The following is a 26083-nucleotide window of genomic DNA, read 5'->3' on the forward strand; positions in this document are numbered from 1 at the left end:
GCCAACGCCTACGGAGCCCGCCCGAGTGCCCATTGCCCCCACCGACCGCGCCATGAGGCGCGAGCTGTACCTCCTTGCCCTGTACCGGACGCTCGAAGCCGCGCTGCTGGCGCTGGCCGTATTCGGCCCGCTGCAGGGCGTATTCGGCGGCGAGGCGCGGGATCCCGCGCTGGCCGTGGCGGTGGCCGCCACCTACCTTGCGGCGTCCGCCGTACTGCTGGTGTTCTCGGGCCGCGCATCGATCCCGCTGCCGGCGCAGGTCATCTTCGGCGTGATCATCGACATCGCGGTGGCCACCCTGGCCACCCACGCCCTGCCCCACGCCGGGCCCGGCATCGCGATGATGCTGCTGTTCAACGTCGGCGCCGCCGCCCTGCTGCTGCCCCTGCACCTGGGCCTGGCGGCCGCCGCGCTGGCGTCGGGCGCGCTGGTGGCGCAGTACATGGCGGTGATCGTGGCCGGCAGCCCGATCCGCGAGCGCCCCTTGGCCGAAGTGCTGATGTTCTCGGTCAGCTACCTGGCCATCGCGTCCTTGACCAACTTCCTTGGCCGCGACATGCGCGAAACCCGCAGCCTGGCCGACAGGCGCGGCGCCGAGGCCGCCAACCTTGCCGAAGTCAACGAGCTGATCATCCGCCGCATGCGCGTGGGCGTGCTGATGGTGGACGGCACCGGCCGCATCCGCATGGCCAACGAGGCCGCGCGGATCCTGCTGGGCGGACCCGGCCCCGACCCCGAAGGCCCGCCGCGCACCCTGCCGAAGATTTCCCCGGCGTTGGCCATGCGCGTGGCCGAATGGCGCCGCAGCGGCCGGAGCGACGACACCCCGCTGACCATCGGCGACGATGGCAACGAAGTCCTGCCGCGCTTCACCCGCCTGCTGGCCACCGACGACACCACCCTGATCTTCCTCGACGACACGGCGCTTGTCTCGCGCCGCGCCGAATCGCTCACCCTGGCCGCCATGGGCCGCTTCTCCGCAAGCCTGGCGCATGAAATCCGCAACCCGCTGGCCGCCATCAGCTACGCCACCCAGCTGCTGGAGGAATCGCGCGACATCGGCGACAGCGACCGCCGCCTGCTGCAGATCGTCCACCAGCAGTGCATGCGTACCAACGCCATCGTCGAGAGCGTGCTGAGCCTGGCCCGCCGCGAGCGCGCCCAGCCCGAGCACGTGGATCTCGTGGGCCAGGTGCGCACCTTCATCGACGACTACCGCCAGACCTGCCCGGAAGAGAACGCCAGCCTGCGCCAGGCTGGCCAGCGCCCCGACGTCCCGGCCATGGTCGACCCCCGCCACCTGCAGCAGGTACTGACGTCCTTGACCAACAACGCCGTGCGCCACGGCCACCAGCCCGGCGAGGCCGCCCGCATCACCATCAACGCCGACATCCTGGACGGCAGCCCCGTGATCGAGATCAGCGACCGCGGCCCCGGCATCCCCGACGCCGTGACCCACCAGCTGTTCCGCCCCTTCTTCACCACCTCCGAGCACGGCACCGGCCTGGGCCTCTACATCGCCCACGAGCTGTGCCGCGCCAACGACGGCCGCCTGGAGTACGTCTCCCTCCCCGGCGGCGGCGCCTGCTTCCGCATCACCCTGCGCAGCGGCTCCGCGATGCTGGGCTGAGGCTTGTACCTTTGACACTCGTCACACTATGGTGAAAAGTGCCAAAATTGGTCACCCACGGACAGGTTCGCAGAAATTCCATGACAGACGCCCGCAGCGCCCTCATCGTCGACGACGAACACGACATCCGCGAGCTCCTTGTCCTGACCTTGGGCCGCATGGGCCTGCGCACCGATACCGCCGCCACCCTGGCCGCTGCGCAGGAGTTGCTGGGCCGCGGCCGCTACGACCTCTGCCTGACCGACATGCGCCTGCCCGACGGCTCCGGCCTTGAGCTGATCAGCGACATCACCACCCGCTTCCCCGAGACCCCCGTGGCGATGATCACCGCCTTCGGCAACGTCGAGGCCGCGGTGGAAGCGCTGAAGGCCGGCGCCTTCGACTTCGTCAGCAAGCCGGTGGACATCAACGTACTCAGGGGCCTGGTGCGCCAGGCGCTGGAGCTCAACGCCCGCCGCGCCGCCCAGCCCGAAGAGGCCGGCCGCCTGCTTGGCGGCTCGCCGGCGATGGTAGCCCTGCGCGAAACCATCGCCAAGGTCTCGCGCAGCCAGGCGCCGGTGCACATCAGCGGCGAATCCGGCACCGGCAAGGAACTCGTGGCGCGCACCATCCACGCCCAGGGCGCACGCGCCAACGGCCCCTTCGTGCCGGTCAACTGCGGCGCGATCCCCACCGAACTGATGGAAAGCGAGTTCTTCGGCCACCGCAAGGGCAGCTTCACCGGCGCCCATGCCGACAAGCCCGGCCTGTTCCAGAGCGCCGACGGCGGCACCCTGTTCCTGGACGAAGTGGCCGAGCTGCCGCTGGCGATGCAGGTCAAGCTGCTGCGCGCGATCCAGGAGAAGAAGGTGCGCCCGGTCGGCGCGCAGACCGAGATCGACGTCGACGTGCGCATCCTCTCGGCCACCCACAAGGACCTCAACGCATTGGTGAATGCCGGCAGCTTCCGGCATGACCTGTACTACCGCATCAACGTGATCGAACTGCACGTACCGGCGCTGCGCGACCGTGACGGCGACCTGCCGATCCTGTCCGACGCCATCTTCGCGCGGCTGGCGCAGGCGATGCACCGCAGCGCGCCGAAGCTCGGCCCCGAGGCGCTGGCCGCACTGGATGCCTACGCATTCCCCGGAAACGTGCGCGAGCTGGAAAACGTGCTCGAACGCGCCATGGCCCTGGCCGACAGCGACAACATCACAGCCGCCGACCTGCGCCTGCCGGGCGGCAGCAACATCCATTCGCCCGGCCGCCGGCCGCCGATGGCGGGCAGCGCCGCCCAAGCGCAGTCGCCTGCCGCGATGAACCCGCGCGAGACCGCGTCGAGCGCCCTGCCTTCTTATATAGAAGAGATCGAACGCGCAGCCATCCAGCAGGCCCTGCAGGAAAGCCGCTACAACAAGACCAAGGCCGCGGCGGCGCTGGGCATCACTTTCCGCGCCCTGCGCTACAAGCTGAAAAAGCTCGGCATCGACTGACCCAGCCACCTGTAGGAGCAGCTATAGCTGCGACCCACCACCTGCAGGAGCAGCCGAAAAACCCTGTGGGAGCAGCTCTTGTGGGAGCGGCTATAGCCGCGATTTCGCTGCCGGCAAGCGCGCCATCACCGCCATCACCGCCATCACCGCCTCCCTCACCGGCCACCTGATCGGCTGAGCTACTGCAAGCTCCACCTCGCGCCGGCCGACACCGCCAACGCGGAACTCGCGCGCCCATCTCGCCTCGCTACCGTCAGCTTGTGACTCCCAATGCAGCAATGGGCGTCGCCAAGTTCGCGCAGCGTCCGCGGACCGCCGACATCAATCCGAGATACACGTCACGCATCAGGGCTTCAAGCTGACACTCCGCGTCACAATCGGCGCCAAAAGGTGACGTGATGCGTCGCCTACTCCCCGACAACGACAGTCTGGACCGTGAATCCGGTTACATATCTGTTCATCGAAGCCAACAAGCCTACAACTGGCACGGGTTCTGCATACACTTCACTGCACGTGCGATATCGCACGGCAGCAACGGTTCCGGAACCCAAGCCGGCGTTGTCACACGTGAATTTTCCTACAAACCTCTAGGGGAGTTACCCAAATGAAGAAGATGCAAGGTTTCACGCTGATCGAGCTGATGATCGTTGTGGCGATCATCGCCATCCTGGCCGCCATCGCGCTGCCGGCTTACCAGGACTACGTGGCCCGTTCACACGTGTCGGAAGCCGCCACGCTCAGCGGCGGCGCGAAGACGGCCGTGGCCGAGGAATATGCCAACACTGCCGACTTCGCCGGCATTGACAACGAAACCGCCGGCCTGGCCGATGCCGCGAGCATCCAGGGCAAGTACGTGTCCCAGGTCGAGGTTGATGAAGGCGTGATCACGGCCACCATGGGCAACGAGGCCAGCGCCAAGGTCGCTGGCGGCCTCCTTGTTTACAGCCCGTTTGACGAGGGTGGTTCCGTGTCCTGGAGCTGCGGCCAGACTGCCGGCACCGATATCGAGGAGAAGTACCTGCCGAGCGTCTGCCGCGGCTAATCTGCGTCGGACAGCGGCAAAGTGTAAATTCAGGGGGCCGCATCGCGGCCCCCTGTTTTTTGGAACCGAGACCCGATGCAAGAGCATAGGCGCCTGTCTATTACGTGGTGGGCCGCAGCCACCGCGCTGATCGCTGCCACCCTCCTGCTTTACTGGCCTGGCTTGCACGGTGGCTTCATCCTCGACGACCTCCCGAACCTGGTCCGAGACGAGGGCTGGAAGGTCACCACCGGTACGTTTGCAGAGTGGGAGCGCGCGGCACGCAGCGGGATCTCAAGCGCGTCGGGGCGCCCGCTCGCGATTCTGAGCTTCGCCGCCAACCATGTGCTGACGGGTCTGGATCCATTCTGGCTCAAGCTCGTCAATGTGCTGATGCATTGCTTCAACGGCCTGCTGGTGTGGCTGCTGTGTCATCGCCTTTTTAACGTGCTGCCACCCCACGCGTCCGTCAAGCGACCGGGAATGTACGCGGCCTCTCTGGTTGCATCGGCCTGGCTCCTCCACCCGTTGCAAGCTTCCACCGTGCTCTATGTCGTGCAACGCATGGAGATTGGCGCCGCCACGGGCATACTCCTGGCACTGCTTTTCTACCTGCGCGCACGCAGGGCCGTGACAACGCAGTCCCGGTGGTGGCCTTGGGCTCTCATGGTGCTTGGCGCCATCGCGATGGGGCTTGGGTTCAAAGAGTCCGCTCTGCTGGCGCCTGCTTTCGCACTAGTAATCGAGCTTGCGGTGCTTCGCTTCCGAGCCAATGGGCGCACCCTGCGCACCCTCGGCTGGAGCTATGCGGCCTTAGCGGCTCTCGGTCTCGCCCTCTACCTCACTGTCGCCCTGCCAATCGTGCAATCACCCAGCTCGTACGCTGCCCGCGACTTCACGCTGGGCGAGCGACTGCTCACCCAGCTCCCAGTGCTGGCGATGTACCTCAAGCAGTCAGTATTACCCCTGCCCGACTTCTTGCACTTCTACTACGACAACCTTCCGGTGTCGCGTGATCTGTTTTCACCGAGCACCGGCAGCGCGGCATTGGTGCTGTTCGCGGTTGGCATGCTCGCGGTCGCCACACGCCGAATCATGCCGTTGACATCGCTTGGTATTGCCTGGTTCTTCGTCGCACACGCCATGACGAGCAATATCGTACCCTTGGAGTTGGCATTCGAGCACCGCAATTATCTTTCTCTGCTGGGCGTAGTGCTTGCTCTTGTCCAACCTCTATCCGCACTCGGGCGTCGGTTGCATACCGATGCCCGGTGCGTTCTTGCAATTCTTCCTATCCTGGCGCTGGCATGGCTAGGCACCATGCAGGTCGGAACGTGGGGCAACTCTATGCGCTTGGCATGGACGCTTGAGAATCGCAACCCAACCTCCGTGAGGGCCAGCTATAGCCTAGGCAGCGAACTACTCAAAGCGGCCGGCAATAACCCCGGGAGTCCCGCTTGGTCGCTCGCCTACGGCCAGTTCTCCCACGCTGCGACGTTGCCAGGCGAGTCCGTACTCGCGCTCCAAGCCCTCTTGATACTGGACGGCCGACGCTCGCACCCTATTACGCCTGCGCGCTGGCAAGAGTTTCGCGACCGCCTCACGGCCAGGCCACTACGGCCGGAAGCCTCAAGCGCGTTGTATGCGGTGTCACAGTGCCGAATCGAACGGAGATGCAGCTTTCGGGACGAAGAACTTCTTGCCACCTTCCTGGCGGTGTTGGCGCGAAATCCTCGAAGTGAAGCAGGGCACACCATGTATGCGAACTTCCTGTGGAACGTGGCGGGAGATCACGAACTCGCCATTGACGTGCAGCGCGAAGGGGTCGCCATCGCACCCTATAGCGTCCCGTCGCGAGTCGCGCTGGCGCGTTTCCTGACCGCATCCGGCGACAAGACCTTGGAAGCCGAAGGCCGCGCGCTCACGGCAGCGATCAAGGCTGCAGCCCAGTGAAAGTGTCACAGTCTCAGGCTTTAACGTTGCGTACTGCTCTTGCTGTGCTTGCAGGACTGGTCTTCGCAATTTACTGGCCAGGGCTCCAGGGCGATTTCCTGTTCGATGACTTCGCCAACCTGCCTGCGCTGGGGCGGTACGGGCCTGTGCGTGACTGGGATGCTCTCCTGCGCTATCTCACGTCCGGGATTGCCGATCCCACGGGGCGACCGGTCGCGATGCTCAGCTTTCTGATGGACGCCCGCAACTGGCCCGCGGATCCCTACCCGTTCAAGCGCAGCAACGTCCTGCTCCATGTCTTTAATGGACTGCTCCTGTATTCGGTCTTGGTGGCTCTAGGGCGCCACTTGGTAATGGACTCGACAACCAGACAGCGCGCGGCACTGGTGGCGACAGCGTTCTGGCTGCTCCACCCCCTCTGGGTTTCCACCGTGCTCTATGTTGTCCAGCGCCAGGCAATGCTGGCTGCATTCTTTGTACTGGCCGGAGTTCGCGTGTGGATTGCCTCTCAAGACGCATTCGCACGCCAAGACACGCGCCGAGGTTACTGGCTCGCCCTCCTCGCGGTGCCGGTCTTGGGAATGCTCGCAGGATTGAGCAAGATGAACGGCTTCCTGCTTCCCCTGCTGCTTTGGACCCTTCACGTCACGATCCTACGCTCCACTAACGGCGGTGCTCGGAAGCATGCAGCCTGCGCCCGAGCACTCTTCGTCCACGTGCCCGCAGCTGTTCTAATCCTGACGCTGGTATGGATGGGCGTAACTAAGCTGGACTCCAGAGGAGGCCGCCCTTGGAGTGTAGGCGAGCGCCTATTGAGCCAGCCCCGTGCCATATTCGACTATCTCGAGCGCCTCTTCATTCCCGGACTCGACGCCACAGGCGTGTTTGCCGACGGCTTCCCACTCTCAACCGGCTGGTTCGAGCCAGCCACTACGATGCCCGCTCTCGCTGGGCTGGTGGGATTGGCAGGTTTGGCTTGGCTGGGGAGGCAACGCTGGCCCGCTCTCTCGGCATCAGCTCTCTTCTTTCTTGCAGGTCATGCCATGGAGAGCTCGGTGGTCCCGCTTGAACTCTACTTCGAGCATCGCAACTACCTCCCTGCAGCATTCCTGTTCTGGCCACTGGCCCTATTCCTCACACGCCGCTCTCGCCACCACTGGGCGCGTTTGACGTTCACCGTGGGACTGGCTGTGCTGCTTGCCACGACTACGCTAGCGCAAACGCGGCTGTGGGGCGATCCGGACAAGTTGGCGAAAGTGTGGGCCCGCGATCTGCCTCAGTCGCCACGCGCACAGACCCATGCCGCCAACCGCGACCTTGCCGCAGGGCGTCTGTCCGCAGTGATCGACCGCCTGGCACCGCTAGCGAAGCGAAATCCACTGGAAGCTCAGTACTCACTGACGCTCTTGGATGCATACTGTCTTTCGGGCCAGGTTCCCCTAACCGGTCTTCGCAACGCTGAGGCGGCGATAGCGGCCTCGGGTCTGCGGAAGGATGCAGTCAACCAGTGGATCTCGCGCCTACTGTCCCCGGACCGCAATGCCCCCTGCGCTGGGCTTCCTGATCTGACAATCCAGGCTTTCAGTGCTGCGGCGGTAGCTGCCGCCTCTATACAACCAAGTATCGAGGAGCAGTCGCGACGTCATCGCATTGACGCTCTCCTCGCTCTTCGGGAGGGCCGATGCGATGCTGCGCTTGAGGCCTTCAACAGCCGTCTGGACATTCAACGACGGCCCGAGCTGGCGCACGAACAGATCGCAACATTGGCCAAACTATGCGGCCCAGCCCACGGACTCGGTCATCTGGACCATTATTCTGCGCTTTCCGGGCAGGGAGACGCTCTTGCAGCCAGCCCCATGCTTCGCTTGCGCGACAGGATTATTGATCGCCAAGCCTTCTGGGACGACGAATGGGTCAGACTAAGAGTGCTACTCGAGGCTGACACGGGGTCCCAGCCATCGCGGGACTAACCCACCATCACAGTTCGGTCTGGGATGGAAAGCTCTCACTCCCGAGTGGCATACCCCTTGCTTACCCCTAGACGCCGGTTCGCGCCTTGTGGACCGTCTCCGGGGAAAAGTTGACCATGAAGGACACAAGGGGCTTCACGCTGATCGAGCTGATGATCGTGGTTGCTATCATCGCGATCTTGGCGGCTATCGCCATTCCGGCCTATCAGGAATACGTGGCACGCTCCCAAGTATCGGAAGGGTTCAGCCTGGCCACTGGCGCCAAGGCGGCCATCGCGACGCACTACGCCGACACCGGAACATTCCCCACGGACAATCCGGCAGCCGGACTGGCCGACCCTGAGTCGATCATGGGTCGCTACGTAGAGTCTGTGACGGTAGATGGCTCAGGCCATATCGACGTCCTCTTTGGCCACGACGCGAGCACCCGTATCACGGGAGCCATCTTGCAGATCAGCCCCTTTGACCACGGCGGAGCCATCACTTGGACCTGCGCCGGCATTGACCCGAGATACGTCCCGGCGTCATGCCGCTGAGCGCGATGTAGCACTTTCAGTAGGCGCCCAAGTGGCAAGCTCTCCGCAGCTGCTCCAACTGCAGGCTGCGGTTAAACTCTGCCGTGCCCCTTGTCTTCCGCGATCGCTACGACTTTGATCACCTTCGCATCCCATGATGGGCGAGCTCCGCACTCCAACAAGCCGCGAACTGTTGCGATCTATCGTCGCGCCCTCCTTCCGCTCTCAGAGACGTTCATCCTGACGCAGGCGCTCGCACTGTCGCGTTGGAATCCGGTGCTTCTGGGCTATCGTAGGTCGCAGCCCTCACTGGATCTGTCTGGCCTGGAAACGCAGTTGATGACAAGGCCGGGTCAGTTCGCGGGGAGCCTGCTAGCTGGCACACGCTTTCTCATGGGACACGCAGACCCCCAAGTGCCGCAGGCGCTCCATAGCCACAACGCAAGCCTGGTCCACGCTCACTTCGGGACAGACGCAGTCGATATTTGGCCAAGCGTGCGCAAGTCCGGAGTCCCAATGGTTGTAACGCTGCATGGCTATGACATCAACGTGAGCCGGGAGTGGTGGGAATCCGGGCGAGGCGGACTGCGACACACACGCTATCCCCGTCGACTTCTGCAGATGTCCGGGGAGCCCGGCGTGCGATTCCTCGCCGTCTCCAAGGCCGTCCAGGACCGCGCGATCGCTTATGGAATCCCTGGCGAGAGGATTTCTCTTTCGTACATCGGGGTAGACACGAACTACTTTCGCCCGGCCACGCTCCCGAGGAAGAGTCCCCCCCGCATCGTCTTCATTGGCCGCTTTGTGGCCAAGAAGGCACCTCAGCTGCTTGTCCGAGCATTTCGGAAAATAAGAGACGCTGTCGAAGGCGCTGAACTCATCATGATTGGTGACGGCCCGCTGCTGGCCCAAGCAAAGGATGAAGCAGCAAGCCACCAGCTTCCGGTAAAATTCACAGGAACTCTGCCAAGCGAGGAAGTGCGCGCCTATCTGCAAGATGCGGCTGCGTTTTGCCTGCCTAGCATAACGACGGACTCGGGCGACGCGGAGGGACTGCCGATTTCGATTCTGGAGGCCTTGGCCTGTGGCGTTCCCGTCATCACGTCCGCCCGCGGAGCCGACGAGGCCGTGCATCACGGCAAGAATGGCTTTGTTTTCAAGGAAGGCGACACACATCAACTCTCTAGTTACCTTCTTAGGATGCTGAAAGATGATGGTTTGCTCGAATCGATGAAAAATTACGCTAGGGAAACAGCTGTCGCGGAATTTGACCTTGCCGCGTGCGCCGCAAGTCTCGAAACACATTACGAGCAACATGCCGCCCCATGAACTCGAATACCATCCCCGGCGTTACAGAAAGCCCATTTGGTGGCGAGGCGCGGTTGATCATGGCTGTTCCGACCGCGTATCTGGCAGAAGCCTACAGGCGCAAGTGCGGGATTGAGATCAATTCACTATTCGGCGACCAGGCGCACGCTTGGCTCTACGAGTGCAACCGGACAGGCTATAGGTTCTGGCGCCCGGAAAGCCTTGCGGGGGACGAGGCGTTCTACAAATTGCTGAGCGAACATTGGACGAACTATTATCGCACGACCCGCTGGGAGTACAGCCTTGCGCGGAATTTTGTTAGCAAGGGCGCCTCGGTCCTCGAGGTTGGGTGCGGTCGAGGTTACTTTCTCCAATCCATTGAACACCGGGTCGATTATGCCAAAGGCCTTGAGCTGAATCGTGATGCGATAGCCAACAAAGTGACATCCGTTCTTGTGGAAAGGATGTCATTGGTTGAGGTCGCGGAAGCGACCCCGGAATTCTATGACATCGTGTGCGCTTTTCAGGTCTTGGAACATATCGCGAATCCCGCAGGATTCATCGAGGGCGCGCTGCGCTGCGTGCGCCCAGGCGGGTTACTTATCTTCAGCACACCGAGCCACGCCTACCCTGCTTTTGAGGCGCAAGAGGACGTCTTTGACCTCCCCCCCCACCATATGGGGCACTTCAGCGAGGAGACCTATCGGCGAATAGCCAGCCACTACGGACTTGCGGTAAAAGCCATCAAACTCGAGCCACGCCGACCTACCTTCGAAGCAGTTAAGCGAAGCACAGCCACCTCACCTGTTTACAAGGTCGCAAAGCTGGCTGCCTCGCTTCTGTTGATTGGAGCTTGGCGCGCCTGTAACGAGACTGGCCCAAACATCCTGGCTGTCATGCAAAAGCCCCATACGAAGTAGCGGGGCTGAGCCTTGTACCCGGAACCCCGCTATGCGCATAACTGGCTGATCAAGCGCTTGCTCAATGTGCAGGTTCGCAGCCGACTGCCGGAAATCACCGGCGCAGTAATAGATCTCGGTTGTGGAACCAGACCCTTTGAAGCCGATATTATGGCTAGCGCCACCTCCTACCTGGGCGTGGATTGGGGCAATTCCCTTCACGGCTCGCACGCGGATGTCGTCGCGGACTTGAACACTCGGTTACCGCTGGAAAGCGGTATCGCTGACCACGTCGTCTCATTCGAAGTCATGGAGCATCTTGCCGAACCCAACGTGATGCTGTCGGAGGCTCACCGGATCCTGCGTTCTGGCGGACGGCTTACGCTTTCGGTTCCGTTCCAATGGTGGGTACACGAAGCACCTTATGACTACTATCGTTACACGTGCCACGGGCTGGAGCATATGCTCACCAAGGCCGGCTTCTATGAGATCAAAGTGCGCCCGACCTCTGGGTTCTGGTCAATGATGTGCCTCAAGCTGAATTATCAGCTTATTCGACTCGTTCGAGGACCCAAGCCTTTGCGTGTAATGTTGCGTGCGTTTCTCATACCTTTCTGGTTCACAGGGCAGACAGTATCGCCACTGCTGGACAGGTACTGGCGTGAACCTCGGGAAACGGCAGGCTACTTCGTGACTGCCCGGAAACGATGAGCCTGCGCGCAGCCGCCTTTTCTGCGGGTCGCTGGACAACAGCTTCGGCCACGCTACGGGCAACACTGCACATTGCCCAGACGATGGCTCTGGCCAGACTGCTCACACCTGACGCATTTGGAGTCATGGCGTTGGCAGGCGCGGCAATAGCCATCGCCCAGCTATTGGCTGAGATGGGCATCAGCAGCGCGCTGATGCATTTCCCCACGCCCGATCACAGGACTCTCTCTACGCTTTACTGGATCAACCTGGGGCTTGCCGTGGTCATGATGGCCTTGGTAGTCGCCCTCGGGCTTGGACTCGCCAACGTCTATGGACAGCCCGAGCTGGTTGGAGTGATGTTCTTTAGTAGCTTCGTGCTGCCGCTGTCAGCGTGCAGCTTGCAGTTCAAGGCCTTGGCAGAGAAGGCAATGAAGTTCGCTGCACTGGCCCGGATAGAGGTCATGGCCACAGTAGTCAGTGTAGTCGCTGCACTCGCCGCCGCTGCACTGGGAGCCGGCGTCTATGCTCTGGTGGTTGGCCTTCTTATCAACGCAGCAGTCAACGCCGCCCTGTCATTCCTGTACCTGTCCAAAGGTGTCCGACCATCCATGGTGTTCGAGCTCTCTGCGACCAGACCGTTCATCGGGTATGGAATCTATCGAATAGGGGATTCGCTGACAAACGCGCTGCGCATGCAGTCCGACCTCCTGATCGCTGGCGCTCTCGCTTCTCCATCTCTTGTTGGAGCCTATGCTGTTCCACGCGACTTCTGCTTTCGGATCGCCAGCACAGTGGTAAATCCGGTTGTGACGCGAGTCGGACTGCCACTGATGGCGAGAGTTCAGACAGACGGACCGGCACTCAAGTCGATCTATCTGCAAACACTCCGGATGACCGCCTCGATTAACTTTCCGATATACGCGGTTATCGCCTTGCTCGCAGACGAGATCGTATTTCTGTTGCTTGGCGACCAGTGGAGCAGCGCGCCCATTTTTATGCAGATATTTGCAGCATGGGGTTTGGTCCGATCCACGGCAAACCCGATGGGGAGCTTGCTGTACGCCACAGGCTTTGTAAGACAGGCATTCCTGTGGAACGCAGTGCTACTGTTTGCGACGCCAATTATCTTCTGGCTGGCGGGGATGCACTACGGCCTGATCGGCCTGGCGCTGGCAGTGCTTGCCACGCAAGTCGGCATGGTGATTCCCGCATGGCGCTACCTGGTACACCCGGCCTGCGGCGCCAGTCTGACGGAATACTCGAAACCGCTACTCGTCCCACTTGCGATTACTTTAGCCGGCGCCGGAGCGGGCTTTGCTGCACTGCAGGTAGCAGATAGTATCCTTGCCAGAATCACGAGCGCGACCATCACCATGTCTATGACGTACGTCGGACTGAGTCTCGTTCTCAACAGGGAGTGGGCACGCTCAATGATCGAAATCTCGACCCCGTTGATGCCATGGCGCAAGTAGCTCAATTCAGCGTTATTATTCCCGTCTTCAACGATCAGGCTGGCGTGACACGGTGTCTGCGAGCCTTGGCCCAGCAGGTCGTGGATCGCAGGCTGGTCGAGGTCGTAATAGTCGACAATGGTTCTGAGCCGCCGATCCTTGTGGAGCATGTTGATGCGCTACGGGTGGTTCTCGTCCGGTGCGAAACACCAGGGTCATACGCGGCCCGGAATGCCGGAGTCGCCGCCTCGTCTGGTCGAATCCTGGCTTTCACAGATGCCGATTGTGTTCCGGATTCCCGTTGGCTGGAGTCAGGCGGTCGAGCGATTGAAGCTCACCCGGCACAAGTCGTTGGCGGGGAAGTGTTTGTTGAGAGGCCGACGAAAAGGACCGGAACGGGGCTCTATCAGCACCTCGTTGGATTCCGTCAGCGCGAGAACATCGAAGAGCGTGGTTTCGCGGTGACTGCGAACCTTCTTTGCTCGCGAGAAACATTTCGAGAGGTTGGCGAGTTCGAGACGGCTCTGCTTTCTGGTGGAGACCAGGAGTGGTGTCTTAGGGCTGCGCACGCGGGCGCGCCCGTGCGATTCGAACCCTCGGCGATTGTTCGAACCGAGCCGAGAACATCGTTGAACGCCGCCATCTGCCAAGCTCGGCGCGTGGCAGCGGGGCGCCGGCACCTCATCGCATTACCATCGACCTTGGTCCGAAGAGCACAACTGCACCACCGCCGCAATCGTATTGCGGTCCTGCACGGCGTTCTTTCAGCTGGTGGGCTCTCAGTTCTGGATCGTTTTCGAATCATAGGTGCCGCGGCACTGATCTTCTGTTCAACTGTGCTGGAGCGCGTTCGATTGTGCCTCGGCGGCGCAGCTGAACGTCGTTGACATTGAGCGCCCGACTATCTTGGTGCGACCTCGCCCAGCCTGATCCGAGCTGCGCACCTCGATCCTAGTGATTGAAGACATGCCCACATTCCATCGCATAAGCGTCGTGATTCCTGTCTATCGCGATGCGGTACGCGCGATCAATCTGATTTCCGCATTGCGCTCCCAAGAACTTCCGCTTGACGCTGAATGTGAAGTCATCGTGGTCGACGATGGCTCGGGCGACGACACGCCCGACAAGATTGAAGCGGCTAGCGGTGGCTCCGCAAGATTGTTGCGCCTTGCAACCAACCACGGCCGCGGTAGGGCGCTGAACCGATGTGTGTCCGAGGCGAATGGGGACGCAATCCTGTTTCTCGACTCCGATTGCTTGCCAAGTGATGCACGACTCCTAGCCCAGCACCTAATCAACCTGGCACCCACCGCGGTTGCGAGTAGTGGGCCTATTGTCGGTGACGGCAGCGGCTTCTGGCATCGATACCAGAGTGAAGTAGCGAAGACCCGGGAGAGGCGGCACGCGGCGGGCATCCAGTACAGCGCTACGAGCACGAATCTGATGGTTTCGCGGTGGGCATTTGAGGCTATCGGCGGTTTCAACGAAGCCTATGCGAGCTATGGGTTTGAGGACCGTGACCTGCAACTTCGGCTCCTGGCACTCGGCCCGATCACATGGACGCCACATGCCGTGGTCCGTCACATGGACTCGCTGTCGTTGCGCGCGATCAGCCGGAAAATGCAGGAAGCGGGTGAGCGCTCTTCAACTCAGTTCGCCCTTGACTATCCCGATGCGTACCGCGCGCTCGGCTACGCCGCTGCCGATCCAAGATTGAGGCCCTGGCTGCGGATTCCCGCAGCCTTCGCAAGGCAGGCCGCCGCCCCTCTGGCCACCCTGGGCGACTCGATTGTCGACTCTAAACTTGTTCCCTACGCCGTCAAACGCATGTGTGTCCGCGGAGCGACCGGCTTGAGCTACGTGGCGGGCGCGTCCCGCGCGCCTGCGTTGGACCTGGACGCATAGTACGGGCGACGCAACCATCTCACGCCGATTCCGCACTCCTGAGGCACGCAGCGTCGAGCAATATCCGCTCGTACTCCGAAGCCACCCCGTCCCAATTGAACTTTTCGCGGGTGCGTTCCCGGATCGCGTCGCCATGCGATCGAGCGCGCTCAGCACTTTCCAGCAGCCCAAGAATCGAGATTGAAAGCGCAGCCGCATCGCTCGGGTCCACTAGAAGTTCAGGCCAGTCACCCAGAACATCCCGCGCAGCCGGCACGTTGCCTGCCAGCACGGGGCAGCCGCATCCAATCGCCTCAACCAGAACGAGCCCTAAACCCTCTTGGTCGCCTGAGGTCGCGCGCACGAAGGGTGCTACGAACAATGCGGACTTGCGGTAGAGGCGCGGCAACTTTTCCTGTGGCACAGCTCCAAGGAATGTGATCCGGGAATCGATTCCCAGCCGAACAGCCTGGCGCCTGAGCGCGAGTTCTTCTGGCCCGAAGCCGGCCACAGTCAGATGCACGGCTGGGCGCTTCTGCAGGATTCTCGGCATTGCCTCCAGCAGGTAGCCCAGCCCCTTCTTCTCCACGAGGCGACCGACAAACAAAAGGTGATCGGACGACCTTTCGATCTTGGGATCCACGGTGAAGCGCCGCACGAGGTCCACACCCATGGGCTGTACACGCACTTTCCCCTGATCCGCGCCAGCATCAGCGAGCATTTGCTTCATGACGCTACTGACTACGGTACTCGCCGATGCCCTTTCAATCACGAAGCGTTTGATTCGTTCGAGAATCTTTCCGCGCAGCGCGAAGAGATCAGCGCCGTGCGAGGTCGCTACGAATGGCACCGTGATTCCTGGAAGGAACTGCAGCAACGCAATGACAAATCCCTGCGGAACCAGCCAGTGGGCGTGGACCACATCCACGGCTTCCCGACGAATGATTCGCCATGCATGGAAGGCTTGTGCAAGAACAAACCCAGGCACCAGCAGCGCTTTCCAGCGGCTTCGGCGGATATTGGTCACGATGCCACCATCGTTGACCAGCGTCTCGATCCCGCTTGTACCGTACCGATAACGCACAACCTCAACGCCGTCGAACAATTCGCTCGTGGACGCACCCGCTGCGTGAGGGCAAAGGACAATGACGCGGAAGGAGTCAATCAAGCGCTTCGCCAGCTCATGCACGAAGCCTGGCTCCGGGTCCCCAGCCCACCGCGGATACGTCGATGCGAGGATCAACAGGACCGGCCGGCGACTGGCGCCACCTCCACTCTCGTCAAGCATCGCGACGATACGTCAGCGATGTGATCTGCTCCGACACGAGACCGATGAGGAAGATGATCACCGCCGCGCTGAGCAGCAGCGTGCTCATGTTTGTGAAACGTCCTTGGGTGATGTATGTGAAGCCGTAATAGCCCACGCCCAACAGGAAAAACGCGCCGGAGGTCGGCACGAACAGCTTGAGCGGAGAGTACAGGGTCGCGATTTTGAAGATGATCAGAAGGAACCGGATACCATCCCGTACCGGCCTGATGTGGCTCTTGCCCAAACGTTTGGCGACCGGGATGGGTTCGTAGGCCACGGGAAACGCGCTGCGAAAGAAAGCCATCGTGCTGGTCGTCGGATAGCTGAAGCCGTTCGGCAACAGGTGGAGGAACTCCCTGAATTTGTCGGCGCGGGCCACGCGGAAACCTGACGTCAGGTCTTTTACGTCGAACCCGGTCATCCGGCTCGCCAGCCAGTTATAGAAGGCGTTCGCCGCACCCCGGCTGACCCCTGCCTGGCCGGACCAGTCCCGGGCACCAACCACCATGTCGTAGCCCTGCGCGAGCCGGGCCAGCAGAATCGGGATATGCGCCGGATCGTGTTGGCCATCGGCGTCCATGAATACCAGGACGTCGCCGGAGGCAACGCGGGCACCGCGCTTGATCGCTGCACCGTTGCCCATCGAGTACGGAGAGGAAAGAACCTGGGCGCCATGCGCGGCCGCCACTTCGGCGGTGTCGTCGCCGGAACCATCGTCGACCACGATGACCTCCGCGCCAGGTAGCAGCGACCTGAGTGCCGGTAGCGTGCGGCGCAGGCCGTCAGCCTCGTTTTTGGCGGGCAGGATGACTGAAATTCGCATGAGATCCCCTTTGCACAAGGGTAGCCGGAAATTCCGACGGTGGCAGCTGTCGGTCCCGATACTGGGACGGCCACCTGCCTATGGCGTTGGGGATGCTTGCGGTAAAGTCTGCCCATCGTGGAGGAACCCAATGAACGCAGTCGCATCGGCCAACCTGGTCGGAATCACCGGCATCGCCCGTCGCCTGGTCCTGGACGGATCCTTGGACGAGTCCACCGCCCGCGAGGCGCTGGACAAGGCCACCACGGCGCGTAAGCCCGTTGGCCTGTACCTGCGCGAGGCCAAACTGGTCACGGCGGCCCAAATGGCCGCGGCGAACTCCATGGAGTTCGGCATGCCTGTGTTCGATCCTTCGGTCATGGACGGCTCCATGAGCGCGATCAAGCTAGTCAGCGAAGAGCTGCTGTCCAAGCACACGATCCTTCCCCTGTTCAAGCGCGGCGGCAAGCTGTTCGTGGGCACGACCGACCCCACCAATACGCATGCCTTGGATGAGGTGAAGTTCCACACCAACCTGGTCGTGGAACCCATCCTTGTGGACGAGGACAAGCTCCGCCGCTGCGTAGAGCTGTGGCAGGACGCCGGGGACACGTTTGGCGACGCGCTGGGTGACAGCGATGGGCTGGAGAGCCTCGACATCTCCGGCGGCGAGGACGAAGGCACCGACTCAGGCGTCGACGCCAAGGGCGACGACACCCCGGTAGTCAAGTTCATCAACAAGATCCTGATCGACGCGATCAAGAAAGGCGCATCGGACATCCACTTCGAGCCTTACGAGGACGATTACCGGGTCCGCCTGCGTATCGACGGCATCCTCAAGCAAGCGGCCAAGATGCCGGTCAAGCTGAACCAGCGTGTCACTGCCCGCCTCAAGGTCATGGCTCAGCTGGACATCGCCGAGAAGCGGGTGCCGCAGGATGGCCGCATCAAGCTCAACCTCAGCAAGACCAAGCAGATCGACTTTCGCGTCAGCACCCTGCCGACCCTGTTCGGCGAAAAAGTGGTGTTGCGTATCCTGGATGGCAGCGCCGCCAAGCTCGGCATCGAGAAGCTGGGTTACGAGCCGGATCAGCAGGCCCTGTTCATGGAGGCCATCCACAAGCCCTACGGCATGGTACTGGTGACTGGCCCCACAGGCTCGGGCAAGACGGTGAGTCTGTACACGGCCCTGGGCATCCTGAACGACGAGACCCGGAACATCTCGACGGCCGAGGATCCGGTTGAGATCCGCCTGCCGGGCGTCAACCAGGTCCAGCAGAACGTAAAGCGGGGCATGACCTTCGCAGCTGCCCTGCGCAGCTTCCTGCGCCAGGATCCGGACATCATCATGGTCGGCGAAATCCGCGACCTGGAAACCGCCGAGATCGCGATCAAGGCGGCCCAGACCGGCCACATGGTGCTCTCCACCCTGCATACCAACGACGCCCCGCAGACCATCGCCCGCCTGATGAACATGGGCATCGCGCCCTACAACATCACCAGCTCCGTGACCCTGGTCATCGCCCAGCGCTTGGCCCGCCGGCTCTGCCCCAAGTGCAAAAAGCCGCAGGAACTGCCTGATAACGCCCTGTTGGCCGAAGGCTTCACCACCGAAGAGATCAATCAGGGCCTCACCGTCTACGAGCCCATCGGCTGCGACGAGTGCACCGGTGGTTACAAGGGCCGCGTGGGCGTTTACCAGGTGATGCCGATGAGCGAGGCGATCCAGGAAATCATCCTGGAGGGCGGCAACGCGCTCCAGATCGCCGAGGTCGCGCAGAAATCGGGGGTCCAGGATTTGAGGCAGTCGGCGCTGAGGAAGGTCAAGAACGGGTGGACCAGCCTGGCTGAACTGAACCGGATTACGGTGGATTAACCCCCGGAACACCCGGGAGTTGCCCGAACCCGGAGCCGCGTCACAAACGGAAATTTCACTTTGGCCCCCAAGGGTTTAGGATGCACTCTTGTGGCCTGGTCGGGGTTCCGGGTCTCTTTTGGGGAGTCTGAAGATGTCTGTGACCGGTTCTGCTGCGCGCGCGTCTGCGAAGAGCAAGGCTGCCGCGCCCATCCGCAAGGGCGTGGATTTGGCGACGTTTGTCTGGCAAGGCACCGACAAGCGCGGCAAGAAGATGAAGGGCGAGCAGTCGGCGAAGAACGCCAACCTGCTGCGCGCCGAGCTTCGGCGCCAGGGCATTACCCCCAACGTGGTCAAGCCCAAGCCAAAGCCGCTGTTCGGCAGCGCGGGCAAGCCCATCTCCGCCAAGGATATCGCGGTGTTCAGCCGCCAGCTGGCCACGATGATCAAGTCCGGCGTGCCGGTCGTGCAGTCGCTCGAGATCATCGGCAACGGCAACAAGAATCCACGCATGACCAAAATGGTCGACAGCCTGCGCTTGGACCTTGAGGGCGGCTCGTCGATCTACGAGGCGATGAGCAAGCATCCGGTGCAGTTCGACGAGCTGTACCGCAACCTGGTGAAGGCCGGTGAAGGCGCCGGTGTGCTCGAGACCGTGCTTGAGACCATCGCCACCTACAAGGAAAACATCGAGTCCCTCAAGGGAAAGATCAAGAAGGCGCTGTTCTACCCCGCGACGGTGGTGGCAGTGGCGCTGATTGTGAGCGCGATCCTGCTTGTGTTCGTGGTTCCGCAATTTGAGGCGGTGTTCAAGGGCTTTGGCGCAGACCTGCCCGCGTTCACTCAGATGATCGTGACCGCCTCCGACTTCATGGTGGCGTACTGGTGGCTGATTCTGCTTATCGTGATCGGGACCGTCTTTGCGCTGATTTTCGCGTTCAAGCGGTCTCCGGCGTTCCAGCACTTCATGGACCGGGCGATCCTCAAGGTGCCGGTGATCGGCCAGGTCATGCACAACTCCTCGATCGCCCGCTTCGCCCGCACCTTGGCCACCACCTTCAAGGCCGGCGTGCCGCTGGTCGAGGCGTTGGACATCGTGGCCGGCGCTACCGGCAATACGGTGTACGAGAAGGCGACCCACGCCATCAAGGACGACGTCGCCGTTGGTTACCCGCTCAACATGTCGATGAAGCAGGTCAACCTGTTCCCGCACATGGTGGTGCAGATGACCGCCATCGGCGAAGAAGCCGGCGCACTCGACACCATGCTGTTCAAGGTCGCCGAATTTTACGAGGAAGAGGTCAACAACGCGGTGGACGCGCTGTCCAGCCTGCTTGAGCCGATGATCATGATCTTCATCGGTGGCGTGGTGGGCAGCATGGTGATCGGTATGTACCTGCCGATCTTCAAGCTCGCCGCCGTCGTCTGACGAATGGCCTTCCTCGACCAGAACCCCGAGATCGGCTACCCGCTGGTCGCAGGCCTCGGCCTGCTCGTCGGCAGCTTCCTCAACGTGGTCATCCTGCGCTTGCCCAGGCGCATGGAGTGGCAGTGGAAGCGCGACAGCCGCGAGATGCTCGGCGAGCCGGAGCTCTATGATCCGCCGCCGCCCGGCATCGTGGTGGAGCGCTCGCACTGCCCGCACTGCGGCCACCAGCTGAGCTGGTACGAGAACATTCCGGTGCTGAGCTGGGTGGCGCTGCGCGGCAAGTGCCGCAGCTGCCGCGCGCCGATCTCGGCGCAGTACCCGGCGGTCGAGTTGCTGACCATGCTGCTGCTGCTGGCCTGCGTGTGGACTTTCGGCTTCGGCTGGCAGGGCTTCGGCGCGGGACTCCTGACCTGCTACCTGATCGCGCTGTCGGGCATCGACCTGCGCACCCAGTTGCTGCCGGACTCACTCACCCTGCCCCTGATGTGGCTGGGGCTGATCGCGGCGGTGGAGAACCTGTACCACGGGCCCAAGGAGGCCGTGCTGGGCGCGATAGCGGGCTATGTGAGCCTGTGGAGCGTGTGGTGGGTGTTCAAGCAGCTGACCGGCAAGGACGGCATGGGCCACGGCGACTTCAAGCTGCTGGCCGCGCTGGGCGCCTGGTGCGGGCTGGCGGGCGTGCTGCCGATTATCCTGATGTCGTCGCTGGTGGGCGCCCTGATCGGCGGGGCCTGGCTGATGATCAAGGGCCGCGAACGCGCGACCCCGATCCCCTTCGGCCCGTTCCTGGCGATGGCCGGCTGGATCGTCTTCATGTGGGGTGATGGGATTATCGGCGCTTACAAGGCGTACGCCGGGCTGTAGCTCGCGTCGCAAGGAGCCGCCCCTCTTCCTCAAGCGTGGGCTTCGACCGCGTGAACCTCAAGACCGACACCCAGGCGCTCGCGCACCGCGCCAAAGATCGCCGCCAGGTTGTCCATGCTCGGATTGCCGTGGGACGAGAGCATGCGATGCAGACTCTTGCTGGGTTTGTCGGTCACTTCGGCGAGCTGCTCAAAACCGATACGATCCGGTTCGACAAGGACGTGCTGGAAGCCTTCAAGGCCGACGGCCCCGGCTGGCAATCGCGGATGAATGCCGCGCTGCGGGAATGGCTGGGGAAGCATCCACAGCGCTGACAGGGCGTCCGTAGGGCTGTAGCGCCGTACGTTGCACAGGCTAGACTTCGCTCCCATGGCCCACTACACCATCGCCCTCACCGGCGGCATCGCCTCGGGCAAGTCCGAGGTCGAGCGCCGTTTCCGCGCCCTGGGCGTATACGTGGCCGATGCCGACGTGGCAGCGCGCGAGGTGGTGGAGCCCGGAACGCCGGGACTCGCGGAGATCGTGGAGGCCTTCGGCCCCGACGTGCTGGGAGCCGACGGCGGGATGGACCGCCCGGCCATGCGCCGACGCGTCTTTGCCGACGGCACCGCCCGCCTTCGCCTCGAAGCGATCATCCATCCCCGGGTGCGCACCGCGCTGCGCACCGCCTGCGAGGCCGCGCCCGGCCCTTACGCCATCGCCGCGATCCCGCTGTTCGCCGAAGCCGGCCGCGACGCCTACGCGGAGTGGATCGACCGCGTCCTGGTGGTGGACGTGCCGGTGGAGCTGCAGCTGGAACGCCTGCTGCGGCGCGACGGCATCGACGAAGCCCTGGCCTGGAACATGATCCGCGCCCAGGCCACCCGCGAGCAGCGGCTGGCGGTGGCGGACGACGTCATCGCCAACGACGGGCCGCTGGAGGCGCTGGATGGTGTGGTGACAGCGCTGCATGAGCGCTACCTCACCCTCGCCCAAAGCAAGCCCGCCCCCCGCATCCCGTAGGAGCCCCGGGTAACGCACCGAGAGACCCAGCCGCCGAGACCAGGGCCGAGTGCGGCCGCTATCGCCGGGCGCCACCCCAGAGACTGCGGATGGCGGCGATGCCCTGCGCGCCGTGGCGGCGGGCGTCTTCGAGGTCGGTGGGGGCCAGGCCACCGAGGGCGTAGATCGGGAGGCTGACGTCCTCACGCAGGCAGGCGAAGGCATCCCAGCCGATGCCCGGCTCGCCGGGGTGCGTTGCGGTGGGCTTCACCGCCCCGACGACTGCGAAGTCGCAGCCCAGGCGGGTGGCGTGGGAGAGTTCGGTGGCGTTGTGGCACGAGGCGGCCAGCAGGGCACCGTCCGCAAGCGCGGGCCGCGCATCCAGGCCGGCAAGCTGGGCGGCGCGAAGGTGGAGGCCGATGCCGAGTTCACGGGCGAGATCAGGGTCGCCGTTGACCAGGATGTCGGCGCCGGCCGCGCGGCAGCGCACGGTGGCGGCGATGGTGAGTTCGCGGCGCTGGGTGGAGTCGATGCCGGGAAGCCTGACCTGGATACGCCTGACGCCAGCCGCAAGGGCAAGGTCCAAGCCAGCGAGCCACCCATCACCCCCAGTAGGAGCGGCTATAGCCGCGATCGAAGAAACCGGCGCCGCCGGATCGCGGCTGTAGCCGCTCCCACAGGGGGGCGGGGCCAGGGTGGGGCTGATGGCGTAGAGGGCGGGCTGCAGGAGGGCGGCGACGACGGGGATGTCGGCCGGCGGCATGGCGTAGCTGGCCAGCTTGTGCGGCGGGACCCAGGCCAGGGCCTGGCCTTCGCGGCCGCGGGGGATGCCGGTCCAGCGGGTCACGTGGCGCACGTCCAGGCGCAGGCGCTTGCCGGGGTAGGCCTGGGGCACGGTGATCAGGTGCGCGCCGATGCGGGCTTCGATGCCGAGCTCTTCGTGCAGCTCGCGCACCAGGGCGGCTTCGGGCGTCTCGCCCGGCTCGCGCTTGCCGCCGGGGAACTCCCACAGGCCGGCGAGGTCGCGCCCGGCGGTGCGGCGCGCCAGCAGGATGCGGCCGCTGGCATCGGTGATGACCGCGGCGAGGACTTCGACCGGGTTCACGCTGGACCTCCGCCGCCCTTGTGGAGGCTCGGATCCCCGCCCTTGTGGGAGCCTGGAGCCCTGCCCTTGTGGGAGCCGCTATAGCGGCGATTCGCGGCCGCGGCTGCGCCCGAAGGATCAATCGCGGCTATAGCCGCTCCCACGGGGTGCGCGTCAGGTGATCTGCCCATGGCAGTGCTTGTACTTCTTGCCGCTGCCGCAGGGGCAGGGGTCGTTGCGGCCGACCTTGGGCATGCGGTCGGCGGGGTCGCCGTCCAGCTGGTAGTCGGGCTGGGCGGCTTCTTCGTCGGCACTGTAGCCGCCGCTGTCGGCATGCTGGAACTGCAGCTGGCCGGCCTGGGCGGCGGCCTGGGCGCGCTCCTGGGCTTCCATCGCGGCAAGCTCTTCCTCGGTGCGCACGCGCACGCGGGCCAGCATCATCACAACTTCGCGCTTGACCTTCTCCAGCAGCTCGGAGAACAGCTCGTAGGCTTCCTTCTTGTACTCCTGCTTGGGCTGCTTCTGGGCATAGCCGCGCAGGTGGATGCCCTGGCGCAGGTAGTCCATGCGCGCGAGGTGCTGCTTCCAGTTGTCGTCGAGCACGCTGAGCATGATGTGCTTCTCGAGCATGCGCATGGTCTCGGGGCCGGTGCTGGCTTCCTTCTCGGCATAGCCCTGCTCCACCAGCTCCTGCACGTGGCGCAGGATGCCTTCGGCGTCCAGTTCCTGCTGTGCGGCGGCCCACTCCACCAGGCCGCTCTGCAGGCTGTAGTCCGCTTCAAGCGCGGCCTGCAGGCCCGGCAGGTCCCACTGGTCATCGACCGAATCCGGCGGCACGAAGCGATCCACCACATCGGCCACCACGTCGCCGCGGATGCCGGCGATGTTGTCGGAGATGTCCTCGGACTCCAGCAGCTCGTTGCGCTGGCCGTAGATCACCTTGCGCTGGTCGTTGTTGACGTCGTCGAAGTCGAGCAGGTTCTTGCGGATGTCGAAGTTGTGCGACTCGACCTTGCGCTGGGCGTTGGCGATCTGCTTGCTGACGAGAGGCGACTCGATGATGTCGTCTTCCTTCAGGCCCATGCGCGCCATCACCTTCTGCACCCAGTCGGCGGCGAAGATGCGCATCAGGTTGTCTTCAAGCGACAGATAGAAGCGGCTGGAACCCGGGTCGCCCTGGCGGCCGGAGCGGCCGCGGAGCTGGTTGTCGATGCGGCGCGATTCGTGGCGTTCGGTGCCGACGATGTGCAGGCCGCCGGCGGCCTTCACCGCGTCGTGGCGCTTCTGCCATTCGGCCTTGACGCGCTCGCGGGTGGCGTCGTCGACTTCGCCCGCGGCCTCGAGCTCGGCCATCTCGACCTCGAGAGAACCGCCGAGCACGATGTCGGTGCCGCGGCCGGCCATGTTGGTGGCGATGGTGACCGCGCCGGGCGTGCCGGCGTTGGCGACGATCTGCGCTTCGCGCTCGTGCTGCTTGGCGTTGAGCACTTCGTGGTGGATGCCGGCTTCGCGCAGCTGCTCGCTGAGCAACTCCGAGACTTCGATCGAAGTGGTGCCGACCAGCACCGGCTGGTTGCGGGCGTGCGCTTCCTTGAGCTCGTTGACCACGGCGCGGTACTTGCCGGCGCGGTTGAGGAAGACGGCGTCCGGATGATCCTTGCGCACCATCTCGCGGTTGGTGGGGATGACCACCACTTCCAGGCTGTAGATCGACTGGAACTCGAAGGCTTCGGTGTCCGCGGTGCCGGTCATGCCCGCGAGCTTGTTGTACATGCGGAACAGGTTCTGGAAGGTGATGCTGGCCAGCGTCTGGTTCTCGCGCTGCACCGGCACGCCTTCCTTGGCCTCGACCGCCTGGTGCAGGCCGTCGGACCAGCGGCGCCCGGTCAGGGTGCGGCCGGTGAACTCGTCGACGATGATCACCTCGCCGTCGCGGACGATGTAGTCGACGTCGCGCTGGTAGATCGCGTGCGCGCGCATGGCGGCGTTGAGGTGGTGCACGACGTGGATGTTCTGCGGGTCGTACAGGCCTGCGTCGTCGTCGAGGATGCCGGCGGCGCGCAGCAGGGTCTCGGCAAGTTCCTGGCCGGACTCGGACAGGTGCACCTGCTTGCCCTTCTCGTCCACCCAGTAGTCACCCTCGGCTTCTTCGGTGGCCTGGCGGGTGAACTCGGGGACGATGCGGTTGACCTTGATGTAGAGGTCGGGGGTTTCGTCGGCGGGGCCGGAGATGATCAGCGGCGTGCGCGCCTCGTCGATCAGGATCGAGTCGACCTCGTCGATGATCGCGAAGTTCAGGCCGCGCTGGTAGCGCTGCTCTTTCGACAGCGCCATGTTGTCGCGCAGGTAGTCGAAGCCGAACTCGTTGTTGGTGCCGTAGGTGATGTCGGCGTTGTAGGCGGCGTTCTTGTCGCCGTGCGGCATGCCCGGGTAGACCACGCCCACCGACAGGCCCAGCCAGTTGTAGAGCTTGCCCATCCACGCCGAGTCACGGCGGGCCAGGTAGTCGTTGACGGTGACCACGTGTACGCCCTTGCCGTCGAGCGCGTTGAGATAGGTGGGCAGCGTGCCGACCAGGGTCTTGCCCTCGCCGGTGCGCATCTCGGCGATCTTGCCGGTGTGCAGCACCATGCCGCCGACCAGCTGCACGTCGTAGTGGCGCATGCCGAGCACGCGCACCGAGGCTTCGCGACAGACGGCGAAGGCTTCGGGCAGGAGCTTGTCGAGCGATTCGCCGTTGGCGATGCGCTGCCGGAATTCGGGGGTCTTGGCCTGGAGTTCGGCGTCCGAGAGCGCCTGCATCTGCGGTTCGAACGCGTTGACCTTGGCGACGATCTTTGTGTACTGACCGACGATGCGTTCGTTGCGGCTGCCGAAGACGCTGGTGAGCAGGCGATTGAGCATTGGATGACCGGTTCGTGGAAGGGGGGCAAAAACGGGAAAAGGGCGCAAGGCGCCCT

General features: G+C 63.5%; 21 protein-coding genes. 17 read left to right on the forward strand and 4 right to left on the reverse strand.

What is annotated here, in order from left to right; genetic code table 11:
• The first annotated feature begins 52 nt into the window (after positions 1-52).
• From ACW7G5_RS13100 to ACW7G5_RS13155, 12 genes are all read left to right on the forward strand, one after another.
• Complete coding sequence (locus tag ACW7G5_RS13100) at positions 53-1630, forward strand: sensor histidine kinase (RefSeq protein ID WP_457005429.1); 1578 nt, start codon at positions 53-55, stop codon at positions 1628-1630.
• A gap of 80 nt (positions 1631-1710) precedes the next feature.
• Positions 1711-3105: a sigma-54-dependent transcriptional regulator gene (locus ACW7G5_RS13105; RefSeq protein ID WP_457005205.1), complete on the forward strand. Its 1395-nt coding sequence runs from the start codon at positions 1711-1713 to the stop codon at positions 3103-3105.
• 604 nt (positions 3106-3709) lie between these two features.
• Positions 3710-4147, forward strand: a complete 438-nt coding sequence (locus ACW7G5_RS13110) for a pilin (protein WP_457005207.1) — start codon at positions 3710-3712, stop codon at positions 4145-4147.
• Between the two features lie 75 nt (positions 4148-4222).
• Positions 4223-6079: a hypothetical protein gene (locus ACW7G5_RS13115; protein ID WP_457005209.1), complete on the forward strand. Its 1857-nt coding sequence runs from the start codon at positions 4223-4225 to the stop codon at positions 6077-6079.
• Positions 6076-8049 carry a tetratricopeptide repeat protein gene (locus tag ACW7G5_RS13120; RefSeq protein ID WP_457005211.1) on the forward strand — a complete coding sequence of 658 codons (1974 nt, stop codon included), beginning with the start codon at positions 6076-6078 and terminating at the stop codon, positions 8047-8049. The genes ACW7G5_RS13115 and ACW7G5_RS13120 overlap by 4 nt, the downstream gene beginning before the upstream one ends.
• 116 nt (positions 8050-8165) lie before the next feature.
• Complete coding sequence (locus ACW7G5_RS13125) at positions 8166-8585, forward strand: pilin (RefSeq protein ID WP_457005213.1); 420 nt, start codon at positions 8166-8168, stop codon at positions 8583-8585.
• 372 nt (positions 8586-8957) lie between these two features.
• Entirely contained in the window at positions 8958-9893 is a 936-nt protein-coding gene (locus ACW7G5_RS13130) for a glycosyltransferase (RefSeq protein WP_457005431.1), read from the forward strand.
• Positions 9890-10792 carry a class I SAM-dependent methyltransferase gene (locus ACW7G5_RS13135; RefSeq protein ID WP_457005215.1) on the forward strand — a complete coding sequence of 301 codons (903 nt, stop codon included), beginning with the start codon at positions 9890-9892 and terminating at the stop codon, positions 10790-10792. Before ACW7G5_RS13130 ends, ACW7G5_RS13135 begins: the two co-directional genes overlap by 4 nt.
• 12 nt (positions 10793-10804) lie before the next feature.
• The gene (locus ACW7G5_RS13140) at positions 10805-11482 is read left to right on the forward strand and encodes a class I SAM-dependent methyltransferase (protein WP_457005217.1); all 678 of its coding nucleotides are present in this window, start codon (positions 10805-10807) and stop codon (positions 11480-11482) included.
• Positions 11479-12936, forward strand: coding sequence for an MOP flippase family protein (locus ACW7G5_RS13145; protein WP_457005219.1), 1458 nt, complete (start codon positions 11479-11481; stop codon positions 12934-12936). The genes ACW7G5_RS13140 and ACW7G5_RS13145 overlap by 4 nt, the downstream gene beginning before the upstream one ends.
• The gene (locus tag ACW7G5_RS13150; RefSeq protein ID WP_457005433.1) at positions 12924-13802 is read left to right on the forward strand and encodes a glycosyltransferase; all 879 of its coding nucleotides are present in this window, start codon (positions 12924-12926) and stop codon (positions 13800-13802) included. The genes ACW7G5_RS13145 and ACW7G5_RS13150 overlap by 13 nt, the downstream gene beginning before the upstream one ends.
• 106 nt (positions 13803-13908) lie before the next feature.
• Positions 13909-14820, forward strand: a complete 912-nt coding sequence (locus ACW7G5_RS13155) for a glycosyltransferase family 2 protein (protein ID WP_457005221.1) — start codon at positions 13909-13911, stop codon at positions 14818-14820.
• A gap of 19 nt (positions 14821-14839) precedes the next feature.
• Here ACW7G5_RS13155 and ACW7G5_RS13160 read toward each other — a convergent pair whose 3' ends face one another.
• The gene (locus tag ACW7G5_RS13160) at positions 14840-15988 is read right to left on the reverse strand and encodes a glycosyltransferase (protein WP_457005223.1); all 1149 of its coding nucleotides are present in this window, start codon (positions 15986-15988) and stop codon (positions 14840-14842) included.
• A gap of 91 nt (positions 15989-16079) precedes the next feature.
• Positions 16080-16931 (reverse strand): glycosyltransferase family 2 protein, encoded by an 852-nt coding sequence (locus ACW7G5_RS13165; RefSeq protein WP_457005225.1) that lies wholly within the window; start codon positions 16929-16931, stop codon positions 16080-16082.
• Between the two features lie 130 nt (positions 16932-17061).
• On the opposite strand from ACW7G5_RS13165, the gene pilB reads away from it, so the two are divergent.
• From pilB to coaE, 5 genes are all read left to right on the forward strand, one after another.
• A complete protein-coding gene (gene pilB, locus ACW7G5_RS13170; protein ID WP_457005227.1) occupies positions 17062-18786 on the forward strand; it encodes a type IV-A pilus assembly ATPase PilB in 1725 nt (574 codons plus the stop codon).
• Positions 18787-18919: 133 nt separating this feature from the next.
• On the forward strand, positions 18920-20194 hold the full coding sequence (locus ACW7G5_RS13175) for a type II secretion system F family protein (protein ID WP_457005229.1): 1275 nt from the start codon (positions 18920-18922) through the stop codon (positions 20192-20194).
• Between the two features lie 3 nt (positions 20195-20197).
• Positions 20198-21058 (forward strand): prepilin peptidase, encoded by an 861-nt coding sequence (locus ACW7G5_RS13180; RefSeq protein WP_457005231.1) that lies wholly within the window; start codon positions 20198-20200, stop codon positions 21056-21058.
• Between the two features lie 50 nt (positions 21059-21108).
• The gene (locus tag ACW7G5_RS13185) at positions 21109-21372 is read left to right on the forward strand and encodes a BrnA antitoxin family protein (RefSeq protein ID WP_457005233.1); all 264 of its coding nucleotides are present in this window, start codon (positions 21109-21111) and stop codon (positions 21370-21372) included.
• A gap of 55 nt (positions 21373-21427) precedes the next feature.
• Positions 21428-22060 carry a dephospho-CoA kinase gene (gene coaE, locus ACW7G5_RS13190; protein ID WP_457005235.1) on the forward strand — a complete coding sequence of 211 codons (633 nt, stop codon included), beginning with the start codon at positions 21428-21430 and terminating at the stop codon, positions 22058-22060.
• 58 nt (positions 22061-22118) lie between these two features.
• On the opposite strand, the gene mutT is transcribed toward coaE, so the two are convergent.
• Entirely contained in the window at positions 22119-23144 is a 1026-nt protein-coding gene (mutT, locus tag ACW7G5_RS13195; protein ID WP_457005237.1) for an 8-oxo-dGTP diphosphatase MutT, read from the reverse strand.
• A gap of 153 nt (positions 23145-23297) precedes the next feature.
• On the reverse strand, positions 23298-26027 hold the full coding sequence (gene secA, locus ACW7G5_RS13200) for a preprotein translocase subunit SecA (protein ID WP_457005239.1): 2730 nt from the start codon (positions 26025-26027) through the stop codon (positions 23298-23300).
• Positions 26028-26083: the final 56 nt, after the last annotated feature.

It is taken from the genome of Luteimonas sp. A501, assembly GCF_054052085.1.